The 24,691-nt window shown below is 56.3% G+C and carries 21 protein-coding genes and 1 pseudogene; 9 read left to right on the plus strand and 13 right to left on the minus strand.

The annotated features are described in order from the left end of the window. Positions 1 to 518: 518 nt before the first annotated feature. Both V5B59_RS12390 and V5B59_RS12395 read left to right on the plus strand, forming a co-directional pair. Positions 519 to 1,034 (plus strand): hypothetical protein, encoded by a 516-nt coding sequence (locus tag V5B59_RS12390; RefSeq protein WP_332351643.1) that lies wholly within the window; start codon positions 519 to 521, stop codon positions 1,032 to 1,034. A gap of 89 nt (positions 1,035 to 1,123) precedes the next feature. Next, a complete protein-coding gene (locus V5B59_RS12395; RefSeq protein ID WP_332352194.1) occupies positions 1,124 to 1,561 on the plus strand; it encodes a DUF6399 domain-containing protein in 438 nt (145 codons plus the stop codon). 12 nt (positions 1,562 to 1,573) lie between these two features. On the opposite strand, the pseudogene V5B59_RS12400 reads toward V5B59_RS12395, so the two are convergent. The 5 genes and pseudogenes from V5B59_RS12400 to V5B59_RS12420 all read right to left on the minus strand — a co-directional run. Beyond that, a pseudogene (locus tag V5B59_RS12400) lies at positions 1,574 to 2,584 on the minus strand (ABC transporter ATP-binding protein); the annotation flags it as partial. Between the two features lie 8 nt (positions 2,585 to 2,592). Further along, on the minus strand, positions 2,593 to 4,281 hold the full coding sequence (locus tag V5B59_RS12405) for an ABC transporter permease (protein WP_332351928.1): 1,689 nt from the start codon (positions 4,279 to 4,281) through the stop codon (positions 2,593 to 2,595). A 111-nt stretch (positions 4,282 to 4,392) separates the two neighbouring features. Further along, positions 4,393 to 5,490 carry an ABC transporter ATP-binding protein gene (locus V5B59_RS12410; RefSeq protein ID WP_332351929.1) on the minus strand — a complete coding sequence of 366 codons (1,098 nt, stop codon included), beginning with the start codon at positions 5,488 to 5,490 and terminating at the stop codon, positions 4,393 to 4,395. Between the two features lie 14 nt (positions 5,491 to 5,504). Beyond that, positions 5,505 to 6,503: an ABC transporter substrate-binding protein gene (locus V5B59_RS12415; RefSeq protein ID WP_332351930.1), complete on the minus strand. Its 999-nt coding sequence runs from the start codon at positions 6,501 to 6,503 to the stop codon at positions 5,505 to 5,507. Between the two features lie 72 nt (positions 6,504 to 6,575). Further along, positions 6,576 to 6,809 carry a hypothetical protein gene (locus V5B59_RS12420; RefSeq protein WP_332351931.1) on the minus strand — a complete coding sequence of 78 codons (234 nt, stop codon included), beginning with the start codon at positions 6,807 to 6,809 and terminating at the stop codon, positions 6,576 to 6,578. A gap of 321 nt (positions 6,810 to 7,130) precedes the next feature. On the opposite strand from V5B59_RS12420, the gene V5B59_RS12425 reads away from it, so the two are divergent. Further along, the gene (locus V5B59_RS12425; RefSeq protein WP_246149239.1) at positions 7,131 to 8,435 is read left to right on the plus strand and encodes an IS701 family transposase; all 1,305 of its coding nucleotides are present in this window, start codon (positions 7,131 to 7,133) and stop codon (positions 8,433 to 8,435) included. Between the two features lie 453 nt (positions 8,436 to 8,888). After that, positions 8,889 to 10,217: an IS4 family transposase gene (locus V5B59_RS12430; RefSeq protein WP_169072214.1), complete on the plus strand. Its 1,329-nt coding sequence runs from the start codon at positions 8,889 to 8,891 to the stop codon at positions 10,215 to 10,217. 177 nt (positions 10,218 to 10,394) lie between these two features. Here V5B59_RS12430 and V5B59_RS12435 read toward each other — a convergent pair whose 3' ends face one another. From V5B59_RS12435 to V5B59_RS12470, 8 genes are all read right to left on the minus strand, one after another. Next, positions 10,395 to 12,272, minus strand: coding sequence for a serine/threonine protein kinase (locus V5B59_RS12435; RefSeq protein ID WP_332351932.1), 1,878 nt, complete (start codon positions 12,270 to 12,272; stop codon positions 10,395 to 10,397). Continuing rightward, positions 12,269 to 14,179 carry a serine/threonine-protein kinase gene (locus V5B59_RS12440; protein WP_332351933.1) on the minus strand — a complete coding sequence of 637 codons (1,911 nt, stop codon included), beginning with the start codon at positions 14,177 to 14,179 and terminating at the stop codon, positions 12,269 to 12,271. Before V5B59_RS12440 ends, V5B59_RS12435 begins: the two co-directional genes overlap by 4 nt. 28 nt (positions 14,180 to 14,207) lie before the next feature. Next, positions 14,208 to 14,963, minus strand: a complete 756-nt coding sequence (locus tag V5B59_RS12445) for a PspA/IM30 family protein (RefSeq protein WP_332351934.1) — start codon at positions 14,961 to 14,963, stop codon at positions 14,208 to 14,210. Between the two features lie 113 nt (positions 14,964 to 15,076). After that, positions 15,077 to 15,316, minus strand: coding sequence for a hypothetical protein (locus V5B59_RS12450; RefSeq protein WP_332351935.1), 240 nt, complete (start codon positions 15,314 to 15,316; stop codon positions 15,077 to 15,079). A gap of 352 nt (positions 15,317 to 15,668) precedes the next feature. Beyond that, on the minus strand, positions 15,669 to 17,006 hold the full coding sequence (gene ltrA, locus V5B59_RS12455; RefSeq protein WP_332351545.1) for a group II intron reverse transcriptase/maturase: 1,338 nt from the start codon (positions 17,004 to 17,006) through the stop codon (positions 15,669 to 15,671). Between the two features lie 560 nt (positions 17,007 to 17,566). Then, a complete protein-coding gene (locus tag V5B59_RS12460; RefSeq protein ID WP_332351936.1) occupies positions 17,567 to 19,000 on the minus strand; it encodes a sensor histidine kinase in 1,434 nt (477 codons plus the stop codon). Between the two features lie 40 nt (positions 19,001 to 19,040). After that, complete coding sequence (locus V5B59_RS12465; protein ID WP_169069266.1) at positions 19,041 to 19,706, minus strand: response regulator; 666 nt, start codon at positions 19,704 to 19,706, stop codon at positions 19,041 to 19,043. A gap of 456 nt (positions 19,707 to 20,162) precedes the next feature. Continuing rightward, positions 20,163 to 20,330 carry a hypothetical protein gene (locus tag V5B59_RS12470; protein ID WP_332351937.1) on the minus strand — a complete coding sequence of 56 codons (168 nt, stop codon included), beginning with the start codon at positions 20,328 to 20,330 and terminating at the stop codon, positions 20,163 to 20,165. Positions 20,331 to 20,582: 252 nt separating this feature from the next. Here V5B59_RS12470 and V5B59_RS12475 point away from each other — a divergent pair, with 252 nt between their 5' ends. From V5B59_RS12475 to V5B59_RS12495, 5 genes are all read left to right on the plus strand, one after another. Next, complete coding sequence (locus V5B59_RS12475; RefSeq protein WP_169069267.1) at positions 20,583 to 20,852, plus strand: hypothetical protein; 270 nt, start codon at positions 20,583 to 20,585, stop codon at positions 20,850 to 20,852. Positions 20,853 to 21,253: 401 nt separating this feature from the next. Continuing rightward, complete coding sequence (locus V5B59_RS12480; RefSeq protein WP_169069268.1) at positions 21,254 to 22,021, plus strand: hypothetical protein; 768 nt, start codon at positions 21,254 to 21,256, stop codon at positions 22,019 to 22,021. Continuing rightward, entirely contained in the window at positions 22,002 to 22,130 is a 129-nt protein-coding gene (locus tag V5B59_RS12485; RefSeq protein WP_256435942.1) for a hypothetical protein, read from the plus strand. Before V5B59_RS12480 ends, V5B59_RS12485 begins: the two co-directional genes overlap by 20 nt. 12 nt (positions 22,131 to 22,142) lie before the next feature. Then, complete coding sequence (locus tag V5B59_RS12490; protein WP_169069269.1) at positions 22,143 to 23,081, plus strand: TAXI family TRAP transporter solute-binding subunit; 939 nt, start codon at positions 22,143 to 22,145, stop codon at positions 23,079 to 23,081. Positions 23,082 to 23,173: 92 nt separating this feature from the next. Beyond that, positions 23,174 to 24,568, plus strand: a complete 1,395-nt coding sequence (locus tag V5B59_RS12495; protein WP_169069270.1) for a TIGR04222 domain-containing membrane protein — start codon at positions 23,174 to 23,176, stop codon at positions 24,566 to 24,568. Positions 24,569 to 24,691: the final 123 nt, after the last annotated feature.

Raw genomic sequence — 24,691 nt, forward strand, 5'->3', positions numbered from 1 at the left:
GTCAGTAGATTCAGTCATCGTCGCTCCTTTCGTGAAGATATGTGCAGCGGCCATTTCTTGCGTGGCGTGAGCTGCCGCGGAGGGAACCCTTGTTTTGCTATTCACTGGCGTCGGACATCGGATACCAGGGCTACCCACTTAAGCCGGGACAGTGATGTTGCCGTATTCAGAGGAAGGAGGCGGTAGAAACTGGTTGCTGTATCCCTGTATCCTTCCGACCATGACAAAAAAACGCCACCACTCAAGCCATACGGGCGGCCAGCCGCGCGATTGTTGCTGGGATCGCTGCCAAGCAAAGCCTGCGCGCATTGGGGAAGGTGGTTGGCCACACGAAAAGCAGCGTCCACCGACACCTGAAGGCACAGTTTCGCAGGAACCGGCCCCCTGAATCGGGATTGTGGGAAACCGAGGCTGGAGTTGCCTGGCAGAGATTGCTGGTGTTTGCCGTGCTGTACTCGTTCGGGTTGCGGCCCCATGTGGGGGCGGATGCCTGATCGGATTTTTTCAGGCTGATCCGCATGGATACCCACGTGGGCGTATCTCCCGGAGCTTTGCGGACGCAACTCCGTCAGATGGAAGAGCTATTGCCCGCCTTCCCGCAGATCTGCGAAGCCTCTGCCCCTGCGCCGACACAAAAAGCTGTATTGGCGGCGGATGAGACTTTCTTTGGGGAGATGCTGATCCTGATCTTGATGGATTTGTCCTCCGGCTATCTGCTGCTGGAAACTCTACAGGACAACCGCAGCTTTGATACGTGGTTTGCTCAAGCGGCCCCCCGGTTGGAAGCGCGGGGGATTCAGGTGGGCCATGCGATCAGTGATCGGGCCAAGGCGCTGATCAAACTGGCGGTCGTAGGCTTTGAGTGTGCTTCGGGCGCGGATACGTTTCATGAACAATATGGCCTCAGCCGGTGGTTGTCTCCGGCTTTTGGTCGGCGCAACAGGGCATCTTGGACCCCCGTTCTGCCCTGCGGAAGTTTCGCGCCCAGATGGATGGCTTATCCAGCCACATCCGTTTTTGGTGGCTTTGGGTAGCGGAAATCCTGACCCAATGGGCAGTGGACCCAGCCACCCAGCAGTGGCTGACGGACCCCCTGTTACCCGTGCTGTATTGGCATCATCAGATGGACAAGACCCCAAACCAAGTTCACCGGAAACGTTACCGGCAGACATGGCAGAAGGCAGTGCAGGCCTGGGAAGCCAACCCATTCCACGTCGCGTTGTCCGATCGTGAGCTGCAACGCTGGCTTACTTGGGGAGAATGGATGGTGCGCCAATTCCATCGTAGTTCATCCGCCGTTGAGGGGCGCAATGGTTGCCTTTCCCAGATGTACCATAACGGGCGTGGGTGGACGGAAAGGCGTCTGAAGGCTTTGACGGTCATCCACCACTATGGGTTGAGACGCCATGACGGAACTACGGCGGCCGCACGCTTGTTTGGTACATCGTTCCCTGATCTTTTCGACTGGCTGGTCAGCCAGATGGGGGAACTTCCCATGCCTCGGAAAGCCCGCCAACGGGTCGTGCGTAACCCATTGAAATTGCAATCTGTCCCGGCTTAAGTGGGTAGCCTTTTCGCCGACCTGCGGGCCGGTTTCGTGCCGCAACTTCTGCACGCGTAGTACCTGAGCGCCAATGGCAATTTGATAATCGGCGATCTCGCCGAGGAAGGCACGGCGGCGTGCGACGCCACGCAGACCATCTTCGGAAACGAAATCCACATCCGTTGGGCGCACCGCCAGCACGGCTTCACCGGCGCCGACCAGTTCCGCCGGGGCGTCTCCCGCCACAGCCAGCGGCATCGGCACATCGCCAACCCAGATGCTGCCGCCGGAAAAACCCACGCGCAGAAAGCTCGATAGCCCGATGAAGCCGAATACGAAGCGATTGGCCGGATGGTAATAGACCTCCATCGGGCTGCCGACCTGCTGCAGCACGCCGTTTTTCATGACCAGTATGCGATCCGACAAGGCCATCGCCTCGGACTGATCGTGCGTGACGTAGAGCATGGAAAACCCCAGCCGACGCTGGATATCCTTGATCTCGAAGCGCATCTCTTCGCGAAAATGCGGATCAAGGCTGGAGAGCGGTTCGTCGAGCAGCATTACCGCCGGCTCGATGACCAGCGCACGCGCCAACGCCACGCGCTGTTTGCCGCCACCGGAAAGCTCGTCGGGGCGGGAGGCGGCGACATCGAGAAGATGGGTATGCGTCAGCGCCGCACGCACGCGGCGCTCGATTTCGGCGGCGGGCAGCTTCCTGACGCGCAAGGGGAAGGCGACGTTTTCATGAACGGACAGGTGCGGCCAGACGGCAAACGCCTGGAAGACCATACCGAAATCGCGTTTTTCCGGTGGCAGATAGTAATTGCGTTTTTTTGACGAAAGTAACCTGTCGCCGGCCTCGATTTCGCCCTCGTCAATATCCTCGAAGCCGGCCACCATGCGCAAGGTCGTGGTCTTGCCGCACCCTGACGGCCCCAGCAAGGCGACACACTCGCCAGGCGCGACTTCGAGGTCAAGACTGGAGACGGCGACCACATGGCCGAAACGCTTGCCGATCTGGCGTAGTTGGAGAGATGACATGGGGCTCCCTACTGGCTGACTTTGAAGAAGCGCTTGACCACTACTTCGGCGGTGACGATGATGATCAGCGCGATACCGGCCATGGCGGCCGAGTACACCGTTTCTCCGTCCTCGTTCAAGGTATAGATCGCGACACCGATGGTGCGACTGGTCGGGCCGTAGAGCAGCACCGAGACGGTCAGTTCGCGCAAGGCGGGTAAGAATATGAGGAAGAACGCGGCCACCATGCCGGGGCGCACGAGGGGGATGACGATATCCCGCAGTGCCTGCCACAGGGTGGCGCCAGAGGCACGCGCGGCTTCCACGAGTGAATCGTGCACCTGCTCCAGCGCCGCCGAGTTGGCCTTGAGCGAAAAAGCCATGTAACGGGCGATATAGGCCACCAGAATGATCCACAGCGTGTTGTAGATATTCACGCCGAAGCGACCGCTCCAGGCGAGGATCACGCCCAGTGCAATCACCGAGCCGGGCACCGAAAAGGGCAGCATGCCGAGGAATTCGAGCAGCCCCTTGCCACGCACCTTCATCTTGACGATCACATAGGAGATGATGACGCCGGCGAACATGGTGATCAGGGCGGCGGCCAGCCCGAGGCTGATGCTGTTCCAGATCGCGTCGCGCGTGAGGTCCCACTCGAAGAGGATGTGGCGATAGTTGTTCAGCGTCATGTTCTCGAGCGTGAAGGGCAGGCCATAGGTGTTCAAGCCGCCGACCATGAAGATGGTGACCGTGGGCAACACGATGGTGAGGCCGACATAAGCGATGCAGAAGCAGAGCAGCGGGATGCGTAGCCCGCGCAGCTTCAATTCCGCCGGACGAAAACTCTTGCCGGCGATGATCTGGTAGCGCCCGCGTGCGAGCACTTGGTGCTGCAGCCAGATGATCAACGCGGCGGTGATCACCAGTACCGTGGACAGCACCGTGCCGGTGCGGATGGCGGCGAAACTGCCACCGCTTTGATGGATCCGTTCGTAGATCAAGGTGGGAATGTTGTAGATGCCGGCTTCGCTGCCCAGTACGGCGACGGTGCCGAAATGCGCCATTGAATACAGCATGATCAGGAGCGACCCGGAAAGAATCGACGGCAGCACGAGCGGAAGGGTGATCTTGCGGGTAATGGTGAAGAGGTCGGCACCAGAGATGCGTGCCGACTCTTCCAGGGTCGGGTCCATGCGCTCCAGCGCGCCGCTGACCTGGATGAAGACGAAGGGGAAGAGATACATGGTCTCGACCGCGATGATGCCGAGGTAGGAATAGATGTTGAAGATCGGCGCATCGAAGCCCAGCTCATCCATGAAGAAGCGGTTGATGTAGCCGGCGCGGGGCGAAAGCAGCATCTTCCAGGCGAGCGCGCCAATGAATGAGGGCAGCATGAAGGGCACCAGAAACAGTAGCTTCATGCTGCCCTTGCAAGGAAGGTCGGTGCGCGTCACCAACCAGGCGAAAAAGGTGCCGACGAAGGTGCCGGTGACGGTGACGCCCGAGGCAAGAAGCAGCGAATTGAGCAGTGCTTTGTAGGTATCCGGTTCGCTCAGGACATTGACCAGATCGACGACATTCAGACCCCCATCCACCCACAGCGCATTGACAAAGATCAACAGCACCGGCACGGCGACAAAAATGACCAGAATGCCAACCGCCAGGCCAAAAAGGATCTGCGGCGTGCCAAAACGTGACACGGCTTTGCTAACGGTCATGACTTTTCCAGACACCCCCGATCATGAAATTCATGACCGTTTCCCTCTCCCCCGACCCCTCCCCCACGAGTGGGAAGGGGAGATTCGTGAGTCGCTGACGCGACTTTCACATTAAGCATGTGCTGCTCCTATTGCATTGCCTTCCGGCCAGACCTCATCGAACCATTGCAGGGTGTGAAAGCCCAGACGACAGGCTTCGCCGTCGCGAAACATCTGTCCGTCGCCCTGGGCATGGCGGCTGTCGGTCGCTGCGCGCAAAGTCATGCCACCGACCTCGATCAGATAATCGACCTGCGAGCCGAGAAAACTCGCCCGGCGCACGATACCAGGCAGGCCTTCGCCAGCGCGGCAGAGAAGCACATCGTGCGGGCGAAAACCGGCCGTGATGTGATCGCCGCCGCGCTCCGGCGGCCGGCCGACCCATTCGGTGGAACCGTCGGGCAAGCGCCAGGCGCGGGCGACTTTCCGCAGCGGAATGAAGTTCGCCACGCCGAGAAAACGGTAGAGATAGGCATCAACGGGGTGATCGAACAATTCGCTCGGCGCGCCGATTTGCCGCAGGCATCCTGTTTCGTCCATCACGGCCAGACGGTCGGAGATGGCCAGCGCGATCTCCTGGTCGTGCGTCACATAGATGACGGTAATACCCAGTCGCTGCTGGAGTTCGCGAATCTCGAAGCACATTTCCTCGCGCAGATTGGCGTCGAGGTTGTTGAGCGGTTCATCCAGCAGCAGCAGCGCAGGCTTGGAGACCAGCGCGCGCGCCAACGCGACGCGTTGCTGCTGGCCGCCGGAAAGCTGCGCGGGCAGACGTTGCTCAAGTCCGGCAAGCCCCACCTGTGCGATCGCGGCCTGCGTACGCTCCTGTCGCTCAGCAGCCGAGAATCTGGCGATTTTCAAGGGATAGGCGACGTTGTCGCGCACCGTCATGTGCGGCCAGACCGCGTAGTCCTGAAACACCATGCCAATGCCACGCCTATCGGGCGGGACATGGACGCCAGCGTCCGCGACTACCGTGTCGTCGATGACGATGCGACCCGCGTCCGGGGTGTCAAAGCCGGCCAAAAGTCGCATCAAGACCGTCTTGCCGCAACTGGAAGGCCCCAGCAGCGTGAAGCACTCGCCTGCCGCGACCGTCAGGTCAAGTCCGACCAGCACGCGGCGACTGCCATAGGACTTGGTGAGTCCCTCGATCCGAATAGCGCTCATGATGACCCCGCTGCCTAATTCTGCATGATGGCGGTGAACTTCTTGATGGTCGCTTCCTTCTCCGCCATCAACTGCTTGTAGTCAATCTTGATGGCACGCTTCAGCGCGTCGCTCACTGGGGGCAGATGGAAACGATCCGGCACCTTGACATCGGTGCGCACCGGCAGCGCGCCCTCGTTGGCGACGATCGTCTGGCCTTCCCTGGACAGCACGAAGTCGACAAATTTCCTCGCCGCCACGGTATTCTGGCTGCCCTTGAAAATGGCGATTGGACTGGGAATGACCAGCATTTCCGGCGGATAGGCCAGGGCCAGGGTGGCCCCTTTATCCATTTTGTCGAGCGTGATGTAATCCACGGCCAGGCAGGCGAGCAGGTCGCCGGAGGCGGTATCGTCAATCACCTGCCCCGAACCCTTGCCCATCCTGGCGCCGTTGGCGCGCAAGCCCTCGATGTACGGCCAGCCGAAGGTCTTGACCAACAGCGAAATGCTCATATAGGCGGTGCCGGAAAGCGCCGGATTGGCAATGCCGAAGGCACCTTTGAAGAGCGGTTTCTGGACATCGGCCCAGGTTTTCGGCGCTTCCTTGACGAGACGCGTGTTGTAGGCGATGCCCAGCGTACCCAGTCGCACCGCAGTGAAGGACCCGTCGTAATCCGGCAGTGGATTCTCCAGCGCTTTGATCTCCTTCGGCACATAGGGCTGCAATACCCCTTGCGCCTTGATCTGATAAAAGTCCGGCACTTCGCTGGTCCACAAGATATCGGCGAGGAGTTTGCCGGACTCGAGTTCAGCGGCGATCTTGGCCATCAACTTGCCGGCGCCAGCGGTGTGGTAATCCATCTTGACTTCGGGATGCTTGGCGGCAAAGGCCTTTTTTAACTCCCCGATCAGCGATTCCTTCATCGAGGTATAGACGTAGAGCTTCTCTTCTGCCTGAACGGCGAACCCCACCAGACTGGCGAGCGCGAAACAGGAAAGTTGCAACAGGCGATGGATTCGATAGCCTTTCATGGCAGGTCTCCGGTGGTTGGCTAGTGGGGTACCACGACCGTGATTGAAAACCACCTGCCTTTCAATAGCCTTTCATTGCTTGTTCAATGGCACGCTCAATGACCTTCCGAACGGACGGAAAAAGAAGCCGCTCAGCAACTGATCGCCGCATGGTCTGGCCTTTCCTTTCCGTTGGCGATGGCGTGGCACGCGCTCGCAACAGTTGCTGCCTTTCGGGCACTCGTAGACGATGACTTCGATCGGAATCTCGACGACTTCGATGTCGGTCTCCCAGACGCTGCGTTCAACCGTCGGGGCCGTTTCCACAGGCTCGCCGGCTTCGAACCGGGCAGAATCGACACCTCCTCTGCCAGAAAAAGTTCCTCCACACCGATCCCACGTCCGTGCGTGCCAACAGTGTTGCCTTGGCCTGCAATGCCGGCAGATCGTCGTCGGAGCACATACAGTAGCCAAACAATTTGGCAATTTTATTGCGCTGCACATAGTATTCGCTGGTGTGTAGTTCTACTTTGCCACATTTCTAAAATGGTTGAAATACAGGCTATTGAGCTACATATCTAATGCTCTACCACATAAGGAGTATGACGATGAAATCGCCAAATTTATTTATTTGGGATCGGGCGTGCGGTGGCCAGCTGCTGCGAGAATCTGACCAGCCATTTTCAGTCGTTCCGGGAGTGTTTCCGCAGTAAAACGCGAAGCACGGCCGAGCAAGCTGAACAGTACTTGCGGGGCCTTTTTCAAAGCCCTCGTGCGAACCTGGAACAGATGAGCGAGACGGTGGCGGAGACCGAGTATTACAGCCTCCACCACCTGTTGAGCGATGCTGCATGGGACTTTGAGAATGTGCGTCGGGAGACGGCGCGACAAGCGGACGAGTGGATCGGTGGGCCAGAGACGGGACTGTTGCTCGATGAGTCTGGGGTCCAAAAGAAGGGCGACCATTCAGCGGGCGTCGCCAGGCAGTACAACGGTCGCCTGGGTAAGGTCGAGAACTCGCAGGTTGGAGTGTATGCCGCCTTGGCACGAGGGTCGCAGGCGGCGATCATCGACTTCGAATTGTTCCTTCCAGAGCGTTGGGTTGAAGACGCCAAGCGTTGCCAGGAAGCGGGGATTCCGGAATCGGCACGGGTCTTTCGGACTAAGCCGCAGATGGCTGCCGAGATGGTCAAGCGGGCACGAGCCGCCGGGGTGCGCTTTGGCTTCATCGGTGCCGACGGCCTCTATGGCCACGCGACTTGGCTGCTGTTTGATTGGGACGATGCAGGTGAGGTATTCGCCACCGAGGTGCACAGCGACCAGCAGTTTTACTTTACCGATCCGGGAAAGGCGTGGGTACCGGCCTGGGAAGCCCGCGAATGGGCCGCGCGCCTGAAACGAAAGGAGTGGCACCCGGTGATCCTGCGCGACGGGGAGAAGGGTGAAGTGCGCGCGATGTTTGCCCATACCCGCGTGTGGATCAGTCATCCGAACAGCGCACAGGCCCGCCAATGGCATCTCCTGGCACGCCGCGATGGCAAGGAGGTGAAGTTCATGCTCTCCAACGCGGCGCCCGACACGCCACTTCGCGAGCTGGCACGCATGCAGGCACAGCGCCACTTCATCGAGCGCGCCTTCGAGAATGCGAAAGGTTGCTGTGGGATGGCCGACTACCAGGTACGCAAGTGGCGGGCTTGGTACAACCACATGGCGCTCGTCTGCGTTGCACTACTCTTTCTCGTCAAGGAGCGGCGGCAACACTCACCCTACGCCGAGTTACTGTCCTGTGCCGATGTCGTCGACATGCTCGTGGCGCAGCTCCCGGTGAAGATTCACGGTCGCGAAGACCTCGTGCGAATCATCGCCGAGCGTCATGCACGGCGACAAAGCGCCCGCGACAGCGCCTACCGAAGGCAGCCGCCAGCACCCAAAAATGCCATTAGAATCTGTTAATGTAGAAGTAGCAACGCATTAACAAGCGTCTGACCCGGGAAATATCGCTGCAAAAGGAAATCCACGTCCTCATGTTGCACGTCGAATGGATGGTTGAAGATGTCTCAGGGCACCCGATTACCCACAACTCACTTGACATAGGAGCGCGCGGCGTGGCTTGACTCCAACGCGATAGCAAACGCTGTTGCATTTCCGCTTACCCACCCCATATATGCAAACGGCAACAGTTTTCAAGCTGTTGTTAAAACGTATATGTAACTACTCAGGTCAAATTGTTATGTAAAAACAATTGGTTAGAAACATGAGAACAATGGCATAAACTTGCAACCACTTGATTCTAAATCAGTCCCATTCGTCATTATGCTATTTCAATATTCGCAACGTGTTGATTTTTAACAAGATGCAGTACCTGAGTAGTTACACGTATATTTCGTAATCTTGCGGAGGTATGGCATGGGTTGGGCAGCGGAGGAGTTCAAGGATCTGGATTTGGGGGATGCGCGGCGGACGCGGCGCTTGATCAAGCTGGTGGATGATCTGTCGGCACAACCGACCGGAAGCATCCCGGTGGCTTGCGGGGGTTGGGCGGAAACCAAAGCGGCCTACCGGCTGCTGGACAATCCCGCGACGGACTGGCGTGAAATCCTGGAGGTTCATACCCAGCAAACGATAAAGCGGATGCAGGGCCAGCCGGTTGTCTTGTGTGTTCAGGATACCACCGAAGCGGATTTTACCTCGCAGCCGGGGATTGCCGGGCTGGGACGGTTGAGCTACGACGCCCAGCATGGGATGTTTGCGCATCCGACCCTGGCGATGACGCCGAGCGGGTTGGTGTTGGGCGCGACCGACTGCTGGATGTGGGCGCGAAAGCCAAAAGGTCAGCCCGACATCAAGGAAAGTATCCGCTGGGTGGAAGGCTATACCATCGTGGCCGATCTGGCCGAGACCGTGCCTGGTAGCCGGCTGGTATACATAACGGATAGGGAAGGCGACATTCGAGCGGTGATGAACACGGCCGCCGAGCGGGACTATCCGGCGGACTACCTGATCCGGTCCAAGCATAACCGCAAGACGAGCATGGGCGACAAGCTGTGGGACCGTGTGGGCGGTGGCGAAGCGGAAGGAGAACTGGAATTCACCATGCCCGCAGCGCCAGACCGCCCGGCCCGACTGGTGCGGCAAACGCTTTACCGGGAGCGGGTCACCTTGCCCGTACGCAAGGGTGCGCCGGTCGTGACCGTGACCGCGATCCTGGCGCGAGAAGAAAACCCGCCGGTTGGGGAGGAGCCCATTGAATGGAAATTGCTGACCAATCGGACGGCGGAAACGCTCGAAGACATCGTACAACTCATTGATTGGTATCGCCGCCGCTGGCTGATAGAAATTCTTTTCCGCATTTGGAAATCAGGCTGCAAGATAGAATCCCTGCAGTTGGGCAGCATGGAGCGACTGGAACGCGCCTTGGTCATTTACCTGATTATCGCCTGGCGCATCCTGTCCTTGGTTACCTGGGGCCGGGACTGCCCCGATTTGCCCTGTGACGTGGTGTTTGATATCGAGGAATGGCAAGCCGCCTGGATCGTCGCCCATCGCTCACCACCGCCGGATGCTCCCCCGCCCCTGGGTCAGATGGTGCGGCTGATTGCCGGCTTTGGCGGCTTTCTCGGGCGAAAACACGACGGGCATCCCGGCCCCAAGGCGATCTGGGAAGGGATGCAGAAGGTCAGGGCATTTGCCATTGCCCTGGAGGCTGGCCGTGCCGCCTATTTCAATGACGGATGAGTTGTGGGTAATCGGGTGGTCTCAGGGTATGACGTACACCTATCCGAGTTCCCTGTTCCATTGCTACCAAGACCCCAGTTTCCTTAGGTGACGCAAGATTCTGGGCCGCGTCAACGACCCCGATTGGCCGCTTTGAGCGGCTCACATAATAAAAGCCCCGGCTCTGCCGGGGGATGGTTACTTCAACTTCCCGACGTCATTCTCATCGGCTAAGTCAGGGATCATAAACAGCAGCTCTTCCGGAGATAGCTCTAGGCTAGCATCAAGCTTGTTCAGCGCGACTCGTAAATCAAGAAGACACCTGTGAAGCTTTGCATGTTTTTCCTGAATTTCATAATAGCGCGCAAAGTCTGCATCTAGCTTGCTTTTTTCATCGAGTAACGTAGCCAGCAACCTTGCCTCGCCAGTTTTGCCAAGTCTTATTTGAACTTTATCGATATTTGCCTTAATGGAATTAAGACTCATACTGTCAAGAAAATTCTCATACTTTTCCAATAGCGCCACCAGATCAAAAGCAGACCAAACTAATTTAGTCAGCATGTGGGGATCGACCGTCATGGCGCTTCCCTTTGAATTTGATGATATGTTTAAATACTTTTGCACGATGTTGCCCATCATGCTTCTGAGTCCAATGTGAGAAATGTTACGAAACCGGGCCGCCATTTTTGTGATTTGCGTCATTTGACTGCTGGCCGCTTTTCGCCCGGAAGCGCCCAGAGTAATGATGGAGCGGACGCGCTGCCGGTATAGAAATATAATAAACAATTCCCCTAAAATAACAGATTTTCCTATCAGAATAAAAGTGATGGGAGAATTGGCGACTAGTATTAATATAAGCGGGAGCAGTCCCACTATAAAATAGTAATATGGCAATTGAAAATGTTTGGGAAGGCTCTCGACAATACTCAGATCAAGCGACAGATTAGCCAATTCATTGACAATGCTGTGAGCCATATTTTTACTAATATTTTTGAATAACAAGGTGGGAAGTCGTTTGAATCGTTTGGTGAGATTGATTTTTTTGGAGTCTGGAAATGCCTTCAACAAATAGGCACTTAAGGCATTCGGATTGTCGCACCTATGCAAGACAATGGCACAGACGCCTTTCTCGAAAATATCGTGGCTGAATTTTCCGCAGTTGTGGCAGAAAATTAGCCCGGGGATAAGTTCCATCTTGCAACCCCAACATTCGCTGACAGCCATTTCATTACCGACAAGCGCCCTCTCCCCTTTTTCAATATCCAACAAAAGCTCGCCACAACTTTGGTATCTCTTGTTCGAATCGGTACGCAAACATTTCAAAATTACTTTCTCCAGCCACGGCGGAACATCCTGTCGAAATGCTGAAAAGTTAGTTATTTCCTGCTTGATTTGCTGCGAAATGACGGATGAAAGTGACTCACCAGAATATGGGGGTCGTTTTGTCAGGAACTCAAAAAAAACACAGCCAAGCGAATAAATGTCCGATCTGGTATCGGATCGGCCCGTAATAAAAAGCTCCGGGGGCATATACTCCGGCGTGCCAAGTATAGTGCCGGTTTTAGTAAGGTTTGACATTGTGTTGACCCTGGAAATGCCAAAATCAACCACTTTTATGTCCTTATTTTGACTAATCAACACGTTTTGAGGTTTTATATCTCGGTGAAGAACGCTAACCTTGTGGCAGCTTTCGATAGCGGAAACAATTTTCTTTGCAACATCCAGGAAATCTGCCACTGGCATGGCACCGTAGCGATCAAGATACGCAATACCATTTCTGCTTTCAAAGTACTCCATGACGATAACGTAAAATTCCCGGAATTTGAGAAAGTCATAGACCTTGACGATGCCGGGATGGCTGAGTGAACGGATAATGCTAACCTCACGACGAAATCTTTCGAGATAGACAGGATCCTGTGACAAGAACGGATCGAGTATTTTAAGACTGACCTGAGTCGACGTTTCTGCATCAAAAGCGCGATAGACCGCCGAACTGCGCCCTTTACCCAGAAGTCCTTCAACCCAGTAGCGATTGTCGATAGTAAAACCGTGCGGGAGAGCATCGTAACTAATCATAATGCCCTTCTTGGAAGATGCGCCAGATCGGCTTTGATCCGCTTCCAGATATCGACCTCTTGCCGCAGTTCGCCGATTCCTTCACGAATAACTTCTAGCTCTGCCTCCTCTATTTGTCTATCAAAAACCAAAGCCATTCCAATGAGGCGATTGAATAGTGCCATGGCCATGGAAAAACGATTCACCAATGCCGCATAATTCTCTTCTTTGGTGAAAAGGCGCTGCATTGCACTTTCAAGATAACTAGTATCCTGATCGTTGCGCATTTTAAAATAATATTCGCGCATAAGTTTTGCCAGTTTAACATTCTGCTGTGCCAATTCAACGTGGGAAATATGATTGGCAATGGGCAACATTGTTACTACGAGTTCACGCATTTGCACTCTTACCCTGTTGCTGGTGCTTTTTGCATGTTTCTCAAAAATCCACAAACGTTCCAGCGTTTGCGAGATGAGTTTTTGCATGTCTTCATTTCTCTTTACTTTGAGAAGCGGAGAAATACTGCCAAACCACCTCATTTCCGATAATTTGCCACGTTCAAAATCCTTACTGACCAGTACTGGCTTTGGGAAAATGGCGATATAAATTTTTTTTACCCACCAACCCAATAGAAATAAAACAAACACTAGTAAAATTAATGAACCCCAAGTGGGGGAAGAGATACCCAAAGAAAAAGAAATAATAATGAAAGCCAAATATATAGTAATAATACAGGCTATTGGCAGCCTGAAAAGAAGGCTGACCACCCTGCCAAGATTTCGGGTAACGCTACCTTGGCTGACGACGTGAATACCATATTGTTGCATGGCCTTTTTAATGGTATTGACAAATACCTCATCAACATTCGCCGCAATGACGGTACCCCGCTTGCCTGGGCAGACAATGTCTTTCCCAGTATAATCCATAAAAAAACATCGCAATTTTTCAGGGTCTTGTGGCGAGTCACAGATGATGTAATAGTCACCCTCACTGTAACGCTCGGAGCCGTTATCCCCGCAGGAGAAACATACAAAAGCATCAGCAGGCATTTGCTCTCCACAGGCAAAGCATGGTCTGGTTTTAAATACGGGAATCTCGCTGGAAATTACCTTTTTTGCGTTGAGGTCGATCCTGACATCATTGGCGCTTTGATATCGTTGATATGATTTCTTTGCCAGCAACTTGAAAATTATTTGTTCGAGCCATTGAGGAATATCCTTGCGATAATTGGACAGCGCGGGAATCTGATCATTAAAATGCTTGTTAAAAATTACTGCAAGCGTATCCCCTTGAAAAGGAATTACTCCGCTTAATAACTCGAAGGCAATAATGCCGATCGCGTAAAGGTCGCTGCGCGGTTCATACGCACTGGCAGCAAAAAGTTCCGGTGCCATATATTCCGGTGAGCCAAGCGAGGTTCCAACTTGCGTCAGGTCGCTAAGGGCTGTCATTCGCGCAATACCGAAATCGAGAATTTTAATGTTCCCATCTGCGGTAATCATAATATTTTGCGGTTTAAGATCGCGGTGAATGACGCTTTTAGAATGACACAAGGAAAGCGCATCCAATAGTTGCGTGATGACCGAGACTACCGTTTGAATGGAAAGTGGCGAGTGGAGCTTGATGTAATCCTTGAGACTCATGCCATCGATGAACTCCATTACTAGGTAATTCAGATCACCCCTGACCGCAAGATCATAGATGGAAATGACATTCGGATGATGGATGGCACGGGTAATTTGAATCTCCCGTTTGAATCGTTCAAGGCTAATTTTATCTGTTTTAAGATGTGGATTTAATACTTTAATTGCGACGGTTGTGCCGGTTTTCTTATCCAATGCCTTAAAGACTTTTGAGGTCATCCCTTCGCCAATGAGTTCAATCTCGGCAAAATGAGATGTCAACGCGCTCGTCAGATCAGAATTCACAGGTTTTTGCTCGACGATGTGAGGCAATTTATTCCCAATCGGATTGATTTACATATGGCTTGTGCTCCAATTGAGAAATTTGGGATAACTTCTCATCTGGTTTAATAACTTTCTGCGCAAGTTTTTCTTTTAGCTGCTGAATAGCCTGATCACCACGATCTTTTCTTTCTAACTGAATAAATCGTGCTTCGAGGTCAGAGTTATTCGTATCGCTCATTAGCTCCATATTTTCTTCAGCCTCTGATTCGATCATAAGAATACGATTATTCAATTTGTCCATTATTTCAAACGGAGAATTATCCATGCCAGGCGAAAGCGTTTTCGAGATTTTTTGATTAGTTTCCGCTGCCTTGTATCGCGCCACAAGTAACGTATATTTTCTTTTTGCTTCATCCACTCTCTCCTTTGCAATAGATAAAGAGTGCTTAAGCTTTAAGGTGGCTTCTTTTTGTACTTCCCACGTTTTGTAAATAACGGGAATTTGATTTTCATTTTTTTCTTTTTTAAGCAAGGCTTCACGGGCAAGATTTTCTTCTTCGGCTTTTAATGCCATTATGGCTTTCCGCTCCCATTGTTGTGCATTTGCGTAAAGATCATCCATCTGCATTTTAAGGCGCTTTTCATCAGCCATGGCGGCAGCAACCGCTTTACGAAGACCAACCATTTGGGTGTTGAGATCATCAATAAACACAAAGAGTTGTTCTTCGGGCTTTTCAAGTTTTTCCAACATTAAATTGCTCTTGCCGCGTAAGATATTTAAGACACGATTGATGAATTTTTTCATAATAAAATTCCCTCCCAGAAAATATATGCGATTGGGCCTTGATCATCGTTTCGGCTCCCTGCTACGTCGCCAGCGGCATCAGAGCGTGTTAAAAAACCATTCTTGATTATGTTTCATAGTTTAATATTGAAGACCTGTCGTCGTGTGGATTCGCTGTTGATATAGGGGTTCAGGGAGTAACGGAACCCGTAGCGCATCAGGTCGGAGTCGGGATCTCCTGCGAACTGGTGGGTGATGTCCAGTAGATCGCTGCTATTCATGATGCCGTTCTCCAGGGGACAGGCAATCGAGAAGATGCGAGCGGCGAGCATCTCGCCTTGCCATGCAAGATGCCGTGAGGTGATACTACGCAAGTGCCGTGCCAGCACAGATGGCCTTCATGGAATATGTAATAAATTAATTTAATGTAATTTTTTACAATAACACAAAGCACGAGTGCCGGATTTCCGATACCGCCCGTTTTGCAGACATCGTATTTCCGACGCCCGGACGCCAACGGATCAACACTGAAGAGCGGGACCAGGAATGACCAGCATGTAGAGCGTCTCTTCTGCCCGTGCGGCGAAACCCAGCAGACTGGTGAGCGCAAAACAGGAAAGTTGAACAGGCGATGGCTTTTCATGTAGAGTAGAGGACAGGCTTTCGCCTGCCCTCCCTCATCAAACCGTGCATGCGATTTTCCCGCACACGGCTTTCCGATGCTCTTCACGCCACGGCATGCGCCGAGTTCCAGCCCGCCTTCGTAGGAACTTTGTATAGCCCGTAGCGCCCGTAGAGATGAGCACTTGGAAACCGGCGGAAACCAGTTCCTCGGTCCTTCACCTGATGACGCTTCATCAAATGGGTTCGCAACCGGTCTTCCGCGTGGTATCTGACTTTGCTCATCGCCAGACTTGAGTTTCGATAGTGGAAGTAGTTTGCCCAGCCTCGCAGGCTGCGGTTGACGTTTCCCACGATATCTCTCAAGGGGATGGGGGTCAGTTTCCGGCCCGTGAGTTCCGTCAGCCTCGCCTTGATTTTCTTCAGCGATTTGTCTGCTGGCCGGACATTCGGGTACGGTTTTCCAGTCTTGGCCCCTCGACTCATCTGAATCGTGAAACCCAGGAAGTTGAAGCTTGCTTGGGTGGCGTCCACGATGTGGGTCTTCGTCTCGTTGAGGCTGAGGTCCAGACGGTCCAGGACATGACGCACCACTTTCAGCGGTTCCTCTACCTCTTTTCGGCACAGGATGACAAAGTCGTCCGCGTAACGCACGAGATGTGCGGATAGCTTGCCCTTCAGGTGCTGCCGTTGCCATATTCGGTCGAGAATATGCAGGTAGCAGTTGGCCAAGAGCGGGGAGATCACGCCGCCCTGCGGCGTGCCTTTGCGATTGGCTTTTCCACCACCTACGGTCTTCTTCACTCCGTTGTCGTCTTCGCCGATGACCGGGGCTTTGAGCCATTGCTTGATGAGGTGCAGAATCCCCCCATCGACAACACGCTCGGCCACCACGGCCAGTAGCTTGGCATGCGGAATGCTATCGAAGTACTTTGATAGATCGGCGTCTATGACTTGAGTGTAGCCGGCCCATAACGTGTGGGCGATGTCATCCACGGCATCGTGGGCCGACCTCCTGGGCCGGAATCCGTACGAGTGCTCACAGAAGTCGGCTTCAAAGATCGGTTCGATGATGAGTTTCACCGCCATTTGTGCGACCCGATCGCGGAGCGTCGGTATCCCAAGCGGGCGCTGACTGCCATCCGCTTTGGGAATCATGACGCGCCTTACCGGCTGGGCGCGGTAGGTCTTGTCTTTCAGATCACGGGCCAGGTCCCGCAGAAACGTCTCTACCCCGATTCCGCTCTCGATGGCCTCGAAGCTGATCCCATCCATACCGGGACTGCCTCGGTTCGACCGGACAAGCCGCCAGGCATGACTGAGGATGTCTTCCCGGTAGAGCTTGTCGTAAAGCGCGTAAAAGCGATAGGCTGGTTCTTGCTTGGCCTTGGCATACAGCTTCCTCTGTAGCGTCCTGATCGTGTCCGGGGTGGTTAGCGACATGGCAATCCCTCGATCCTCCGCTCTTCGGTTGCACGAACAAAGTAGGGTCCCTTCCCTCGTCCGGGGTTATGTTGTCCCACGAACTCAGACGGTACTATGAACCCCTCCGACTCCCGCCTGCAGCCGCTGCGCTTTCGTTGCCTTATACGCAGCAGTCGGTGGTCTCCCCACCTCCGCAGACGGGCCTCCAGCACTGGGCAGTAAGTCTTCAAGAACATGCCATCCCTGCTACCCCGGGAGTCGATTGACGCCACTTCCGTTATTCCAGCGCCCATCCAACGGCCTTCCCCTTCTGACCACAGGGTCGGCTCCTCCACATAATTTACGAGGCTACTCATAGGTTCACTTGCGTTACGGCCTGCTCTCTTGCTGTTGGAAACTCACGACCCCGTGTCGCCACGGCGCCGCTTCCTCATGCTACCGGGGCGTACGGACAACTCCCCAGACGGGACTTAAACCCGCTAGACTTGCTGCTGTTACTGCGAACGGTCAGGTCTTCGGTTGTGGGCCAGTGGGGTCCCGCGACCGTGATTGAAAACCGCCCGCCTTTCAATAGCCTTTCATTGTCCTGCGGCCGGATCGGACGAAACGGGCAGGCGCACATTCACCGATAGCCCTTGTCCATCGGCACCGTCGCCCAGTTTGACCACGCCGCCGTGCGCCAGGCAAATCTGGTGCACGATGGCCAGACCCAGACCCGATCCTTCCGCTCCGCTCCGGTCGAACTGCCGGTGAAAGCGCTTGAACAGTGTCGCGCGTGCGGCGGGGGCGATGCCGGGACCCGTGTCGGTGATGGTCACCCGCGCCATTTCACCCTCGATGTCGGCGGCAATGCCGACCCGCCCGCCGTTGGGCGTGTAGCGCAGGGCGTTGTCGATCAGGTTGGAGAAAAGTTCGCGCAGCATGACTTCGTTGCCGATGACCGGCACCGCTCGGCCGGTATCCGTGTAGGTCAGGTCAATATGCTTTTCGAGCGCCAGCACGCCCAGGTCCAATGCGGTTTCGCGCAACAAGGCGGCGAGATCGAGACGGACGCCGCCATTCATCAATCCCTTCGCCGCCTCGATGCGCGATAGCGACAGCATCTGGTTGCACAGGCGCTGGGCGCTTCGCGACGCAGCGACGATGCCTTCGATGATGCGGCGCATTTCCTCAGTGTCCTTCTGGCGCAATCCGTACTGCGCCTGGGCGCCGAGCAGGGTGAGTGGCGTGCGCAACTGATGGGCGACATCGGCAGCAAAGCGCCGGCTGGTCTCCAGGAGATCGGCGAGTCGCGCCAGATGGCGGTTGATCGCCTCGATCAGCGGATGGACTTCCGTCGGCATGTCGTCAGTCGCCAGCGGCGCCAGATCCTCGGCTTCGCGCCTGGCGAGATCTTCGCTCAGGCGACGCAGAGAGCGCAAGGTCGCGGCAAGCCCCAGCCACGCGAGCGCCACGCTGAACACCGCCAAAGCGAGTTGCCGACGCAAGTCGGCATAGAACACCTGCTGTGCGAGCGCCACCCGTGCTCCTGCGTCTTCCACCAACACTACCTCCAGGAGCAAGCCAGCACCGTCCACCGCCGTCAGGTGCTTCGATCGAATGTCTATCGACGCGACGCGCACCGCCTTCCCGCGATAACGGGCGTCGGCGAATCGGATCGTACCGTCGGCATTCGGCTTCGGCTTCGGCAAGTCGTTTTCGCCAGCGAGGCTACGCCCATCCGAAGCGATCACCGCGAAGAAAACGCGCTCGCCATCCGCCCCGGCGCCTTCCCCTCCGGCACTTTCCCCCAACACCTCGCGGATGGAGCGCGGCAGATCCCCGGTCGCCGCCACCTCTCCAGATGTCGTAAGCCGCTCGCCAAGGAACATGAGTGCCATATGGAGTGAGCGGTCGTAAGCGAGATCGGCTGCTTCACGTGCGCCACGATAGGACAACACGGCGTTCGCCGCCAGAAGCAAGATGAGCGGCGGCAACAGCCAGAGCGCCACGCTGCCCTTGAGGCTCGTCATGGCTTGATCGACGGAGACTGGCCCGAGTCGCGCGGAAATATCATGGCTCGACCGACAAGGCATAGCCCAGACCGCGCAAGGTGGTGATCGCTGCGCCCGAGCCTTCGAGTTTCTTGCGCAGGCGATGGACATAGATTTCGATGCTCTCGATACGTGCTTCGGAGTCGAATTCGAACACCCGGTTGAATACCGCTTCGCGTGCCACAGGACGGCCTAGGCGCGCTGCCAGGACCTCCAAGAGCGCCAGTTCGCGCGGCGTAAGAACCAGGGGCTTGCCGGCCAGCGAGACCTCGCGGGTCAGCGTATCCAGCGTCAACTTGCCAATCTTCATCTGCGGCGTCTGCCCATTGGCGCGACGCAAGAGTGCCTTGATGCGCGCTTCGAGTTCGTCCAGTTCGAAAGGTTTGGGCAAATAGTCGTCGGCACCCAGATTGAGGCCGAGTACGCGATCATCCTTGGTTCCGCGTGCGGTCAGGACCAATACCGGTGTCGTGTCGCCACGTCCGCGCAGACGCTGCAACACATCGATCCCGTCCAGTTTGGGCAGCGACAGGTCGAGAATGACCAGGTCGTAGCGGTGGGTTGCCAGCGCAAGATCGGCTTGGTCACCACGATCGAGGTGCTCGACGACATAGCCCGAGTGGGTCAGCCAGTCGAGTAGCCATTTGGCCAGTTCGGAATGGTCTTCGACTAGGAGCAGGCGCATGGGAGATCGCTCAAATGGTCATGATTTTGCAAGACACCCCCGATGATGACAGTCATGACCGTTTCCCTCCCTTGCAGGGCGCATTCCGGCTTGCACGCCGGAATCGTTCGATGGGCGCAGAGCATGCTCTGCGAATTCCCCATCTCGCCCCCGGTCCCTCCCACGGCCCACGCTGCATCGCGGGCCGGTTGCGGCGGCGCGGAGCAATGCTCCGCGAAACCCCGCCTTCGCCCCCGCGAGGAGGGAGGGGAGCCCTTCGACAAGGCTCAGGGCTGGATTCGAGAGTCGCTCACAACTTTCATAGTAACGGGATTTCGGATTATCGTGCTTTGTGCGGCGTATTGCGATGACCTGAGTTTGGCGACAGCTCTGACGCATGCCCTGCGGTCGAAACGTGCTCTGTAGATTGATGCGCAGTAGCGGGTGCCAGCCCAGCGCCTGAATCGCCTGGAAAAGCTATTGGGCATACAAGCCTCGATCGGCGAGGACGATCACGGTCCAGCCGGGTGGTCCGACGGCACTGAAGTGTTTCAGTAAGGCCAGCCATTTGACGCCATCTCCCCGCAGTAACTGCTCGCATCCACGGCGAATGGTTCGCTCTCCCAGGCCCGTTGCTTCAGCCACTGCCTGAATTCCACCGTGCCTAGCATGAACCCCACCCTTTGGAAGACGAAAAACCGATGGAATCTCAAGTACTGTGGCGACTGAAAGACGGTCGCCAACCGTCTGCTTGTCTGAAAGCCGATGGCTGTAAAAAGATCAGTGTCGAAAGTCCGGCGACTGTGCTCTGTCGGCATGTGAAAAAATCCATAAAACCAATGCATTATAAATCAACGAAAAGCCGCTTTCGCTGGTACGGAACATGCTGAGTAAGAGGTGCCAAAGCCGATCAATGGCTTCCTCGGCAAACTGGATGAAACCGCTCAGCACACTACACCGGAAGGATTGACCATCATGACGCTCAACCAGACTCAGGAAGATCTCCTGGAAACCACTCCGCTGCTCAGTCGATTATTCGAGGTGCTCCCGATGGCACGTGCCTGCGATCTCCACCAGAGACTCCAGGCCGGACGAACCGACCGGGAAACCCGTGAACTGCTGCGAACAGCACTGTCTCTCTGCGAGCAATCGCGAAAAATGAACTGAACGACGCCCCGCTCTGCCAGGGCTATGCCGAGTACGTTCCCTGAGCACCCTTCGGAAAGCAGATCCGCAGGATGTGCTGACCGAAGCGCATCGATCACGATTGATGCGCTTCGTTCCTCAGCACATCCTGCGGGCTACGAGAAAAGCCGGCCTTGCCGCCGCTCCCACTGAATTCACGTAACAGCTGTGCAACTTCTGGCAGCCGCTTCTTTGTCGCCCTCTGGGCTTCGGAAATCCGAGGGAGGAAGAACAGGTGGCGTCGGAATTTCTGCAACCATGCGCTGACTTGATTGAAAAAACTGCACAACATCAACGGCTTGAAACTTTACAGAATACCAGCTCCGCTGGCACGGTATGTGCGTAGTAATTGGTCATCACGCTTTTGCCTAGAGGGAGGAAATATGAACCTGCCAGACGAGTTGGACCCGCGGGTCATCCGGCTGGAGAAGCTGATCAAAGGCATCGGCCTTGCCGCGGTAGCGGTAGCGGCTTCAAGCGCGGTCATTGCTGTCGGCGCGTCGGTCGTTGCGGCTTCGGCAATCGCTCTTGTCGCCCTGGCGGCCGTGAATTTCGCCGTGCCGGTGGGTGCGCGCTATCTCGCGCTGAAGAAGCAGCAAGCGCTTACCAGGCTTGCCGAGGTTTTCTCGGAAGAGACGATTCGCGAGGACGAAAGACAGGAAGCCGAGCGAATCAAGGATCTCGAACAGTCCTACAAGACCTCTCGATCCGAGATCGAAGGAGCGCAGGAGGAACTTCGTTCCCAGATGAGTTGTGCAAGTGACGAAGAGCAAACCATGCTCGAGTCGCAAATCCGGGCGCTGCAAGACGTCATCGAGAACGCCGAGGAAATGCTGCGGCAGCGCAAGGTGGACTTCTGCGAGCTGCAGCGGGTGAACAAACTCTATATCGCCTTCCATCGGTCCGCAGCAGCGATGGAAAGAACGCAGGGCGCCGAACGTAATCCAGCGGAATTTCAGCGTATCGAGACGGCGCGCGCCGGCATCAAGCAGCGTTTGCGCCAAGCGCTGGCCGGCAAGACCATTGAACAGATGAATGCGCAGATGCGGCCGAAATCCGACTTGCAACGGGTCGCGCAAATGGGCAATTCACGACCGCTTGTCTCGCCGGTCAGAATCAAGGAGGAACCGAATGTTCCGCGTCATCGCTAGCATCATCGTCATCACCTGCATCGCGCTGGTCGCGTATCTGTCTCAATCGCCAGTCGACCACCCGAACAGCAGCATGACTACCTCGCCGCCGCGCCAATTCAACGACTGAAGGAGCATTCTGATGAGACGACAAGAGCTTTTGTTCCTGGTGGCGACCCTGCTCATCTCGGCGTTCGCCGAGGCACAGATCGTGCTGGGCACCGGCGGGAGCGACGGAACGTACTTCGCCATGGCCAACGACATGATCAAGCGCTGTGGGGCCACGGTGACGATCAGCGTCAAGGAGACCGAGGGTTCGCAAGCCAATCTCCAGGGCATCATCGACAACTTGCTCACCGCCGGCATTGTCCAGTTTGATGTCATGCGCTACTACGACGACAAGGATCCGGCCATGGCTCGTGTCAAGGTCCTGTTTCCTCTCAACGAAGAAGAAATCCATCTCGTCGCCGTCAATAAGACGACCAAGGAGGACAGCTTCCTGGGGCTGTCATTCGCTCAGAAATCACTCGAGATCGAATCGCTGAAGGATCTTGCCGGCAAGACGGTCGTCGCGTGGGGAGGATCGCACCTGAGTGCCGAATATTTCCAGTACAAGCTGAAGATTCCTTTCAACCTCGTTGATCTCACCAGGGAAAAGAACCCATCGGCGGTGGCGGCGAAGATGTTGCTCGATGGACAGGCGCAAGCCCTGTTCGCGGTCGGCGGTGCGCCGCTGAAGTGGCTGCGGGATGAAAAGGTCTTCGGCAAGCAATTCAAGCTCGTTTCGATGGGTAGCGACGTGCTCGACCAGGTGAAGGGAACCTACAACGGGGCCAGGCTCAATTACCCGAACCTGGCCAATGGCCAGGTTCCGACCCTGTCGGTGCAGGCGCTTTTTGTGACGCGTGACTACCGCACGCCGGACAGAGCGACGGCTCTCGTGAAACTCAAGCAGTGCGTTATCGAGAACATCGACCATTTGCGCGACATGCCAGGCACGCATCCCAAATGGCGAGCGGTGAACCCTGGGCGACCGTTTGAGCGCTGGGCCAACTACCAAGCGCTTACCAGCAGGAAATAGTGCCGACAGAGAGCACAGCCGTACCACCACAGCGGCCACGGTACGCCACGCAAGACACGGCCGCTGCGCACACGACGACAAAAGGAGCGACGATGCCTGAATTCACTGCCTGGCCCGTGGAGGCAATAGCCCTTTGGCGGCGGCTGTCCGCCCATTCCTTCGAAAACCCGGAAGACGGTATCGACTTGACTCGCCGCCTGGCGCGCGAACAGGGTTGGACCATCGAGCGAGCGCGCGGCGCGATCGACGAGTACCGCCGCTTCTGCTTCCTCTGCTGTGTCGCCGAGGAACCCTTGACCCCGAGCCAGAAGGTCGACGAGGTCTGGCACCTGCACCTCATCCATACGCACGACTACTGGCAGCAGTTCTGCCCACAAGTGCTCGGCACGCCCCTGCATCATGGGCCGACCCGGGGTGGACAGACAGAGCAGCGGCGTTACCGGGAGCAGTACGCGCGCACCCTGGCCGCTTATGAATGTTGGTTTGGTCCGCCGCCGCTCGACTTCTGGCCTGCGAGTCGAGAGTGCATCGCGAACTCGGCGCCAATCCGGCGGGTCGATCTGCGCCGCCATCTGGTCCTGCCGCGCCCGCGTCTGCCAGGCCGACGCGGGTTACTGGCAGGGATCGGCCTGGTCCTCGGCGCTCTGACAACGGCAGCGGCTGCTCCGTTCTCATCCACGACACTGACTGCTGCGTACATTTGCTTCGTGTGGCTCGGCTTTCTGTGTCTCTCCAGCACCATCGTCGTTGGCTCCTGGCTCTGGTCCGCCAGGCTGCGCGAGACAGGTCCTGCGCAGGCGGACGATCTGGACACCTACCAGTTGGCCTACCTGGCTGGCGGACCCTCGCGCACCATCGACACCGGCGTGACGCAGTTGCTGACGCAGGACAAGGTCTGTGTGCAAGGCAATCCCTTGCGGCTATGCCTGACGACGCCAGGCTCGCCGCTACCCGCTCCGCTCGGTGACCTGGGGACGGGCATCGCCCTGGACGGGACGCGCAAGGCGGTGCTCGACAATGCGACAGCATGGATTGCGCAGATCCGGGCCAGACTGGTGTCGCGCGGCCTCGCGTTGTCCGTGTCACAGTCCTTGCATATTCGGGTGATGGGCGCCACGCCGGTCCTGGCGGTCGTTGTCTTGGGCCTGATTCTGCTTAAGTGGTGGCATGGCGGCTTCCTGGTCGTAGCAATGATGATGGTGGCTGCCATCGTGGGTCTGTATCGACTGCTTCATGACCCGATTCGCACTCGCGCCGGCGATCGTGCCCTGAGTGATGCACGGCGCCGCTTCGCGCGGCTGCAACGCGCCCCAGGCGGCGAAGAGTTGGCGCTCGCAGTGGCCCTGTGGGGCACCGCTGTCCTGGCCCACACCGCCTATGCCGACTACCTCGACGTCCAAGCGCCCAAAACCCATGACGGGGGAGGTTGCGACGGCGGTTGCGGCGGCGGTTGCGGCGGTTGCGGCGGTTGCGGCGGCGGTGGATAAGGCTGAAGGGAGGACAAGCGCATGGCAAACGAATTCCGTCAGGGGATCCCTATCCTCTTTCAAGTTGCGCAGGAGCCTGTGCCGAATCATGCTCCTTGGTTGCGTAACCGGTTCGCGTCAGGT

This window comes from Candidatus Accumulibacter contiguus (assembly GCF_036625285.1).
Lineage (GTDB): Bacteria > Pseudomonadota > Gammaproteobacteria > Burkholderiales > Rhodocyclaceae > Accumulibacter > Accumulibacter contiguus.

Bases quoted from the DNA above. Each gene is read 5' to 3' on its own strand.
- V5B59_RS12495 (WP_169069270.1), top strand. From the start codon at position 23,174: ATGCCTGAATTCACTGCCTGGCCCGTGGAGGCAATAGCCCTTTGGCGG.
- V5B59_RS12390 (WP_332351643.1), top strand. From the start codon at position 519: ATGGATACCCACGTGGGCGTATCTCCCGGAGCTTTGCGGACGCAACTC.
- V5B59_RS12405 (WP_332351928.1), bottom strand. From the start codon at position 4,281: ATGACCGTTAGCAAAGCCGTGTCACGTTTTGGCACGCCGCAGATCCTT.
- V5B59_RS12490 (WP_169069269.1), top strand. From the start codon at position 22,143: ATGAGACGACAAGAGCTTTTGTTCCTGGTGGCGACCCTGCTCATCTCG.
- V5B59_RS12480 (WP_169069268.1), top strand. From the start codon at position 21,254: ATGAACCTGCCAGACGAGTTGGACCCGCGGGTCATCCGGCTGGAGAAG.
- V5B59_RS12395 (WP_332352194.1), top strand. From the start codon at position 1,124: ATGGACAAGACCCCAAACCAAGTTCACCGGAAACGTTACCGGCAGACA.
- V5B59_RS12465 (WP_169069266.1), bottom strand. From the start codon at position 19,706: ATGCGCCTGCTCCTAGTCGAAGACCATTCCGAACTGGCCAAATGGCTA.
- V5B59_RS12435 (WP_332351932.1), bottom strand. From the start codon at position 12,272: ATGATTAGTTACGATGCTCTCCCGCACGGTTTTACTATCGACAATCGC.
- V5B59_RS12485 (WP_256435942.1), top strand. From the start codon at position 22,002: ATGTTCCGCGTCATCGCTAGCATCATCGTCATCACCTGCATCGCGCTG.
- V5B59_RS12415 (WP_332351930.1), bottom strand. From the start codon at position 6,503: ATGAAAGGCTATCGAATCCATCGCCTGTTGCAACTTTCCTGTTTCGCG.
- V5B59_RS12460 (WP_332351936.1), bottom strand. From the start codon at position 19,000: ATGACGAGCCTCAAGGGCAGCGTGGCGCTCTGGCTGTTGCCGCCGCTC.
- V5B59_RS12410 (WP_332351929.1), bottom strand. From the start codon at position 5,490: ATGAGCGCTATTCGGATCGAGGGACTCACCAAGTCCTATGGCAGTCGC.
- ltrA (WP_332351545.1), bottom strand. From the start codon at position 17,006: ATGTCGCTAACCACCCCGGACACGATCAGGACGCTACAGAGGAAGCTG.
- V5B59_RS12430 (WP_169072214.1), top strand. From the start codon at position 8,889: ATGGGTTGGGCAGCGGAGGAGTTCAAGGATCTGGATTTGGGGGATGCG.
- V5B59_RS12445 (WP_332351934.1), bottom strand. From the start codon at position 14,963: ATGAAAAAATTCATCAATCGTGTCTTAAATATCTTACGCGGCAAGAGC.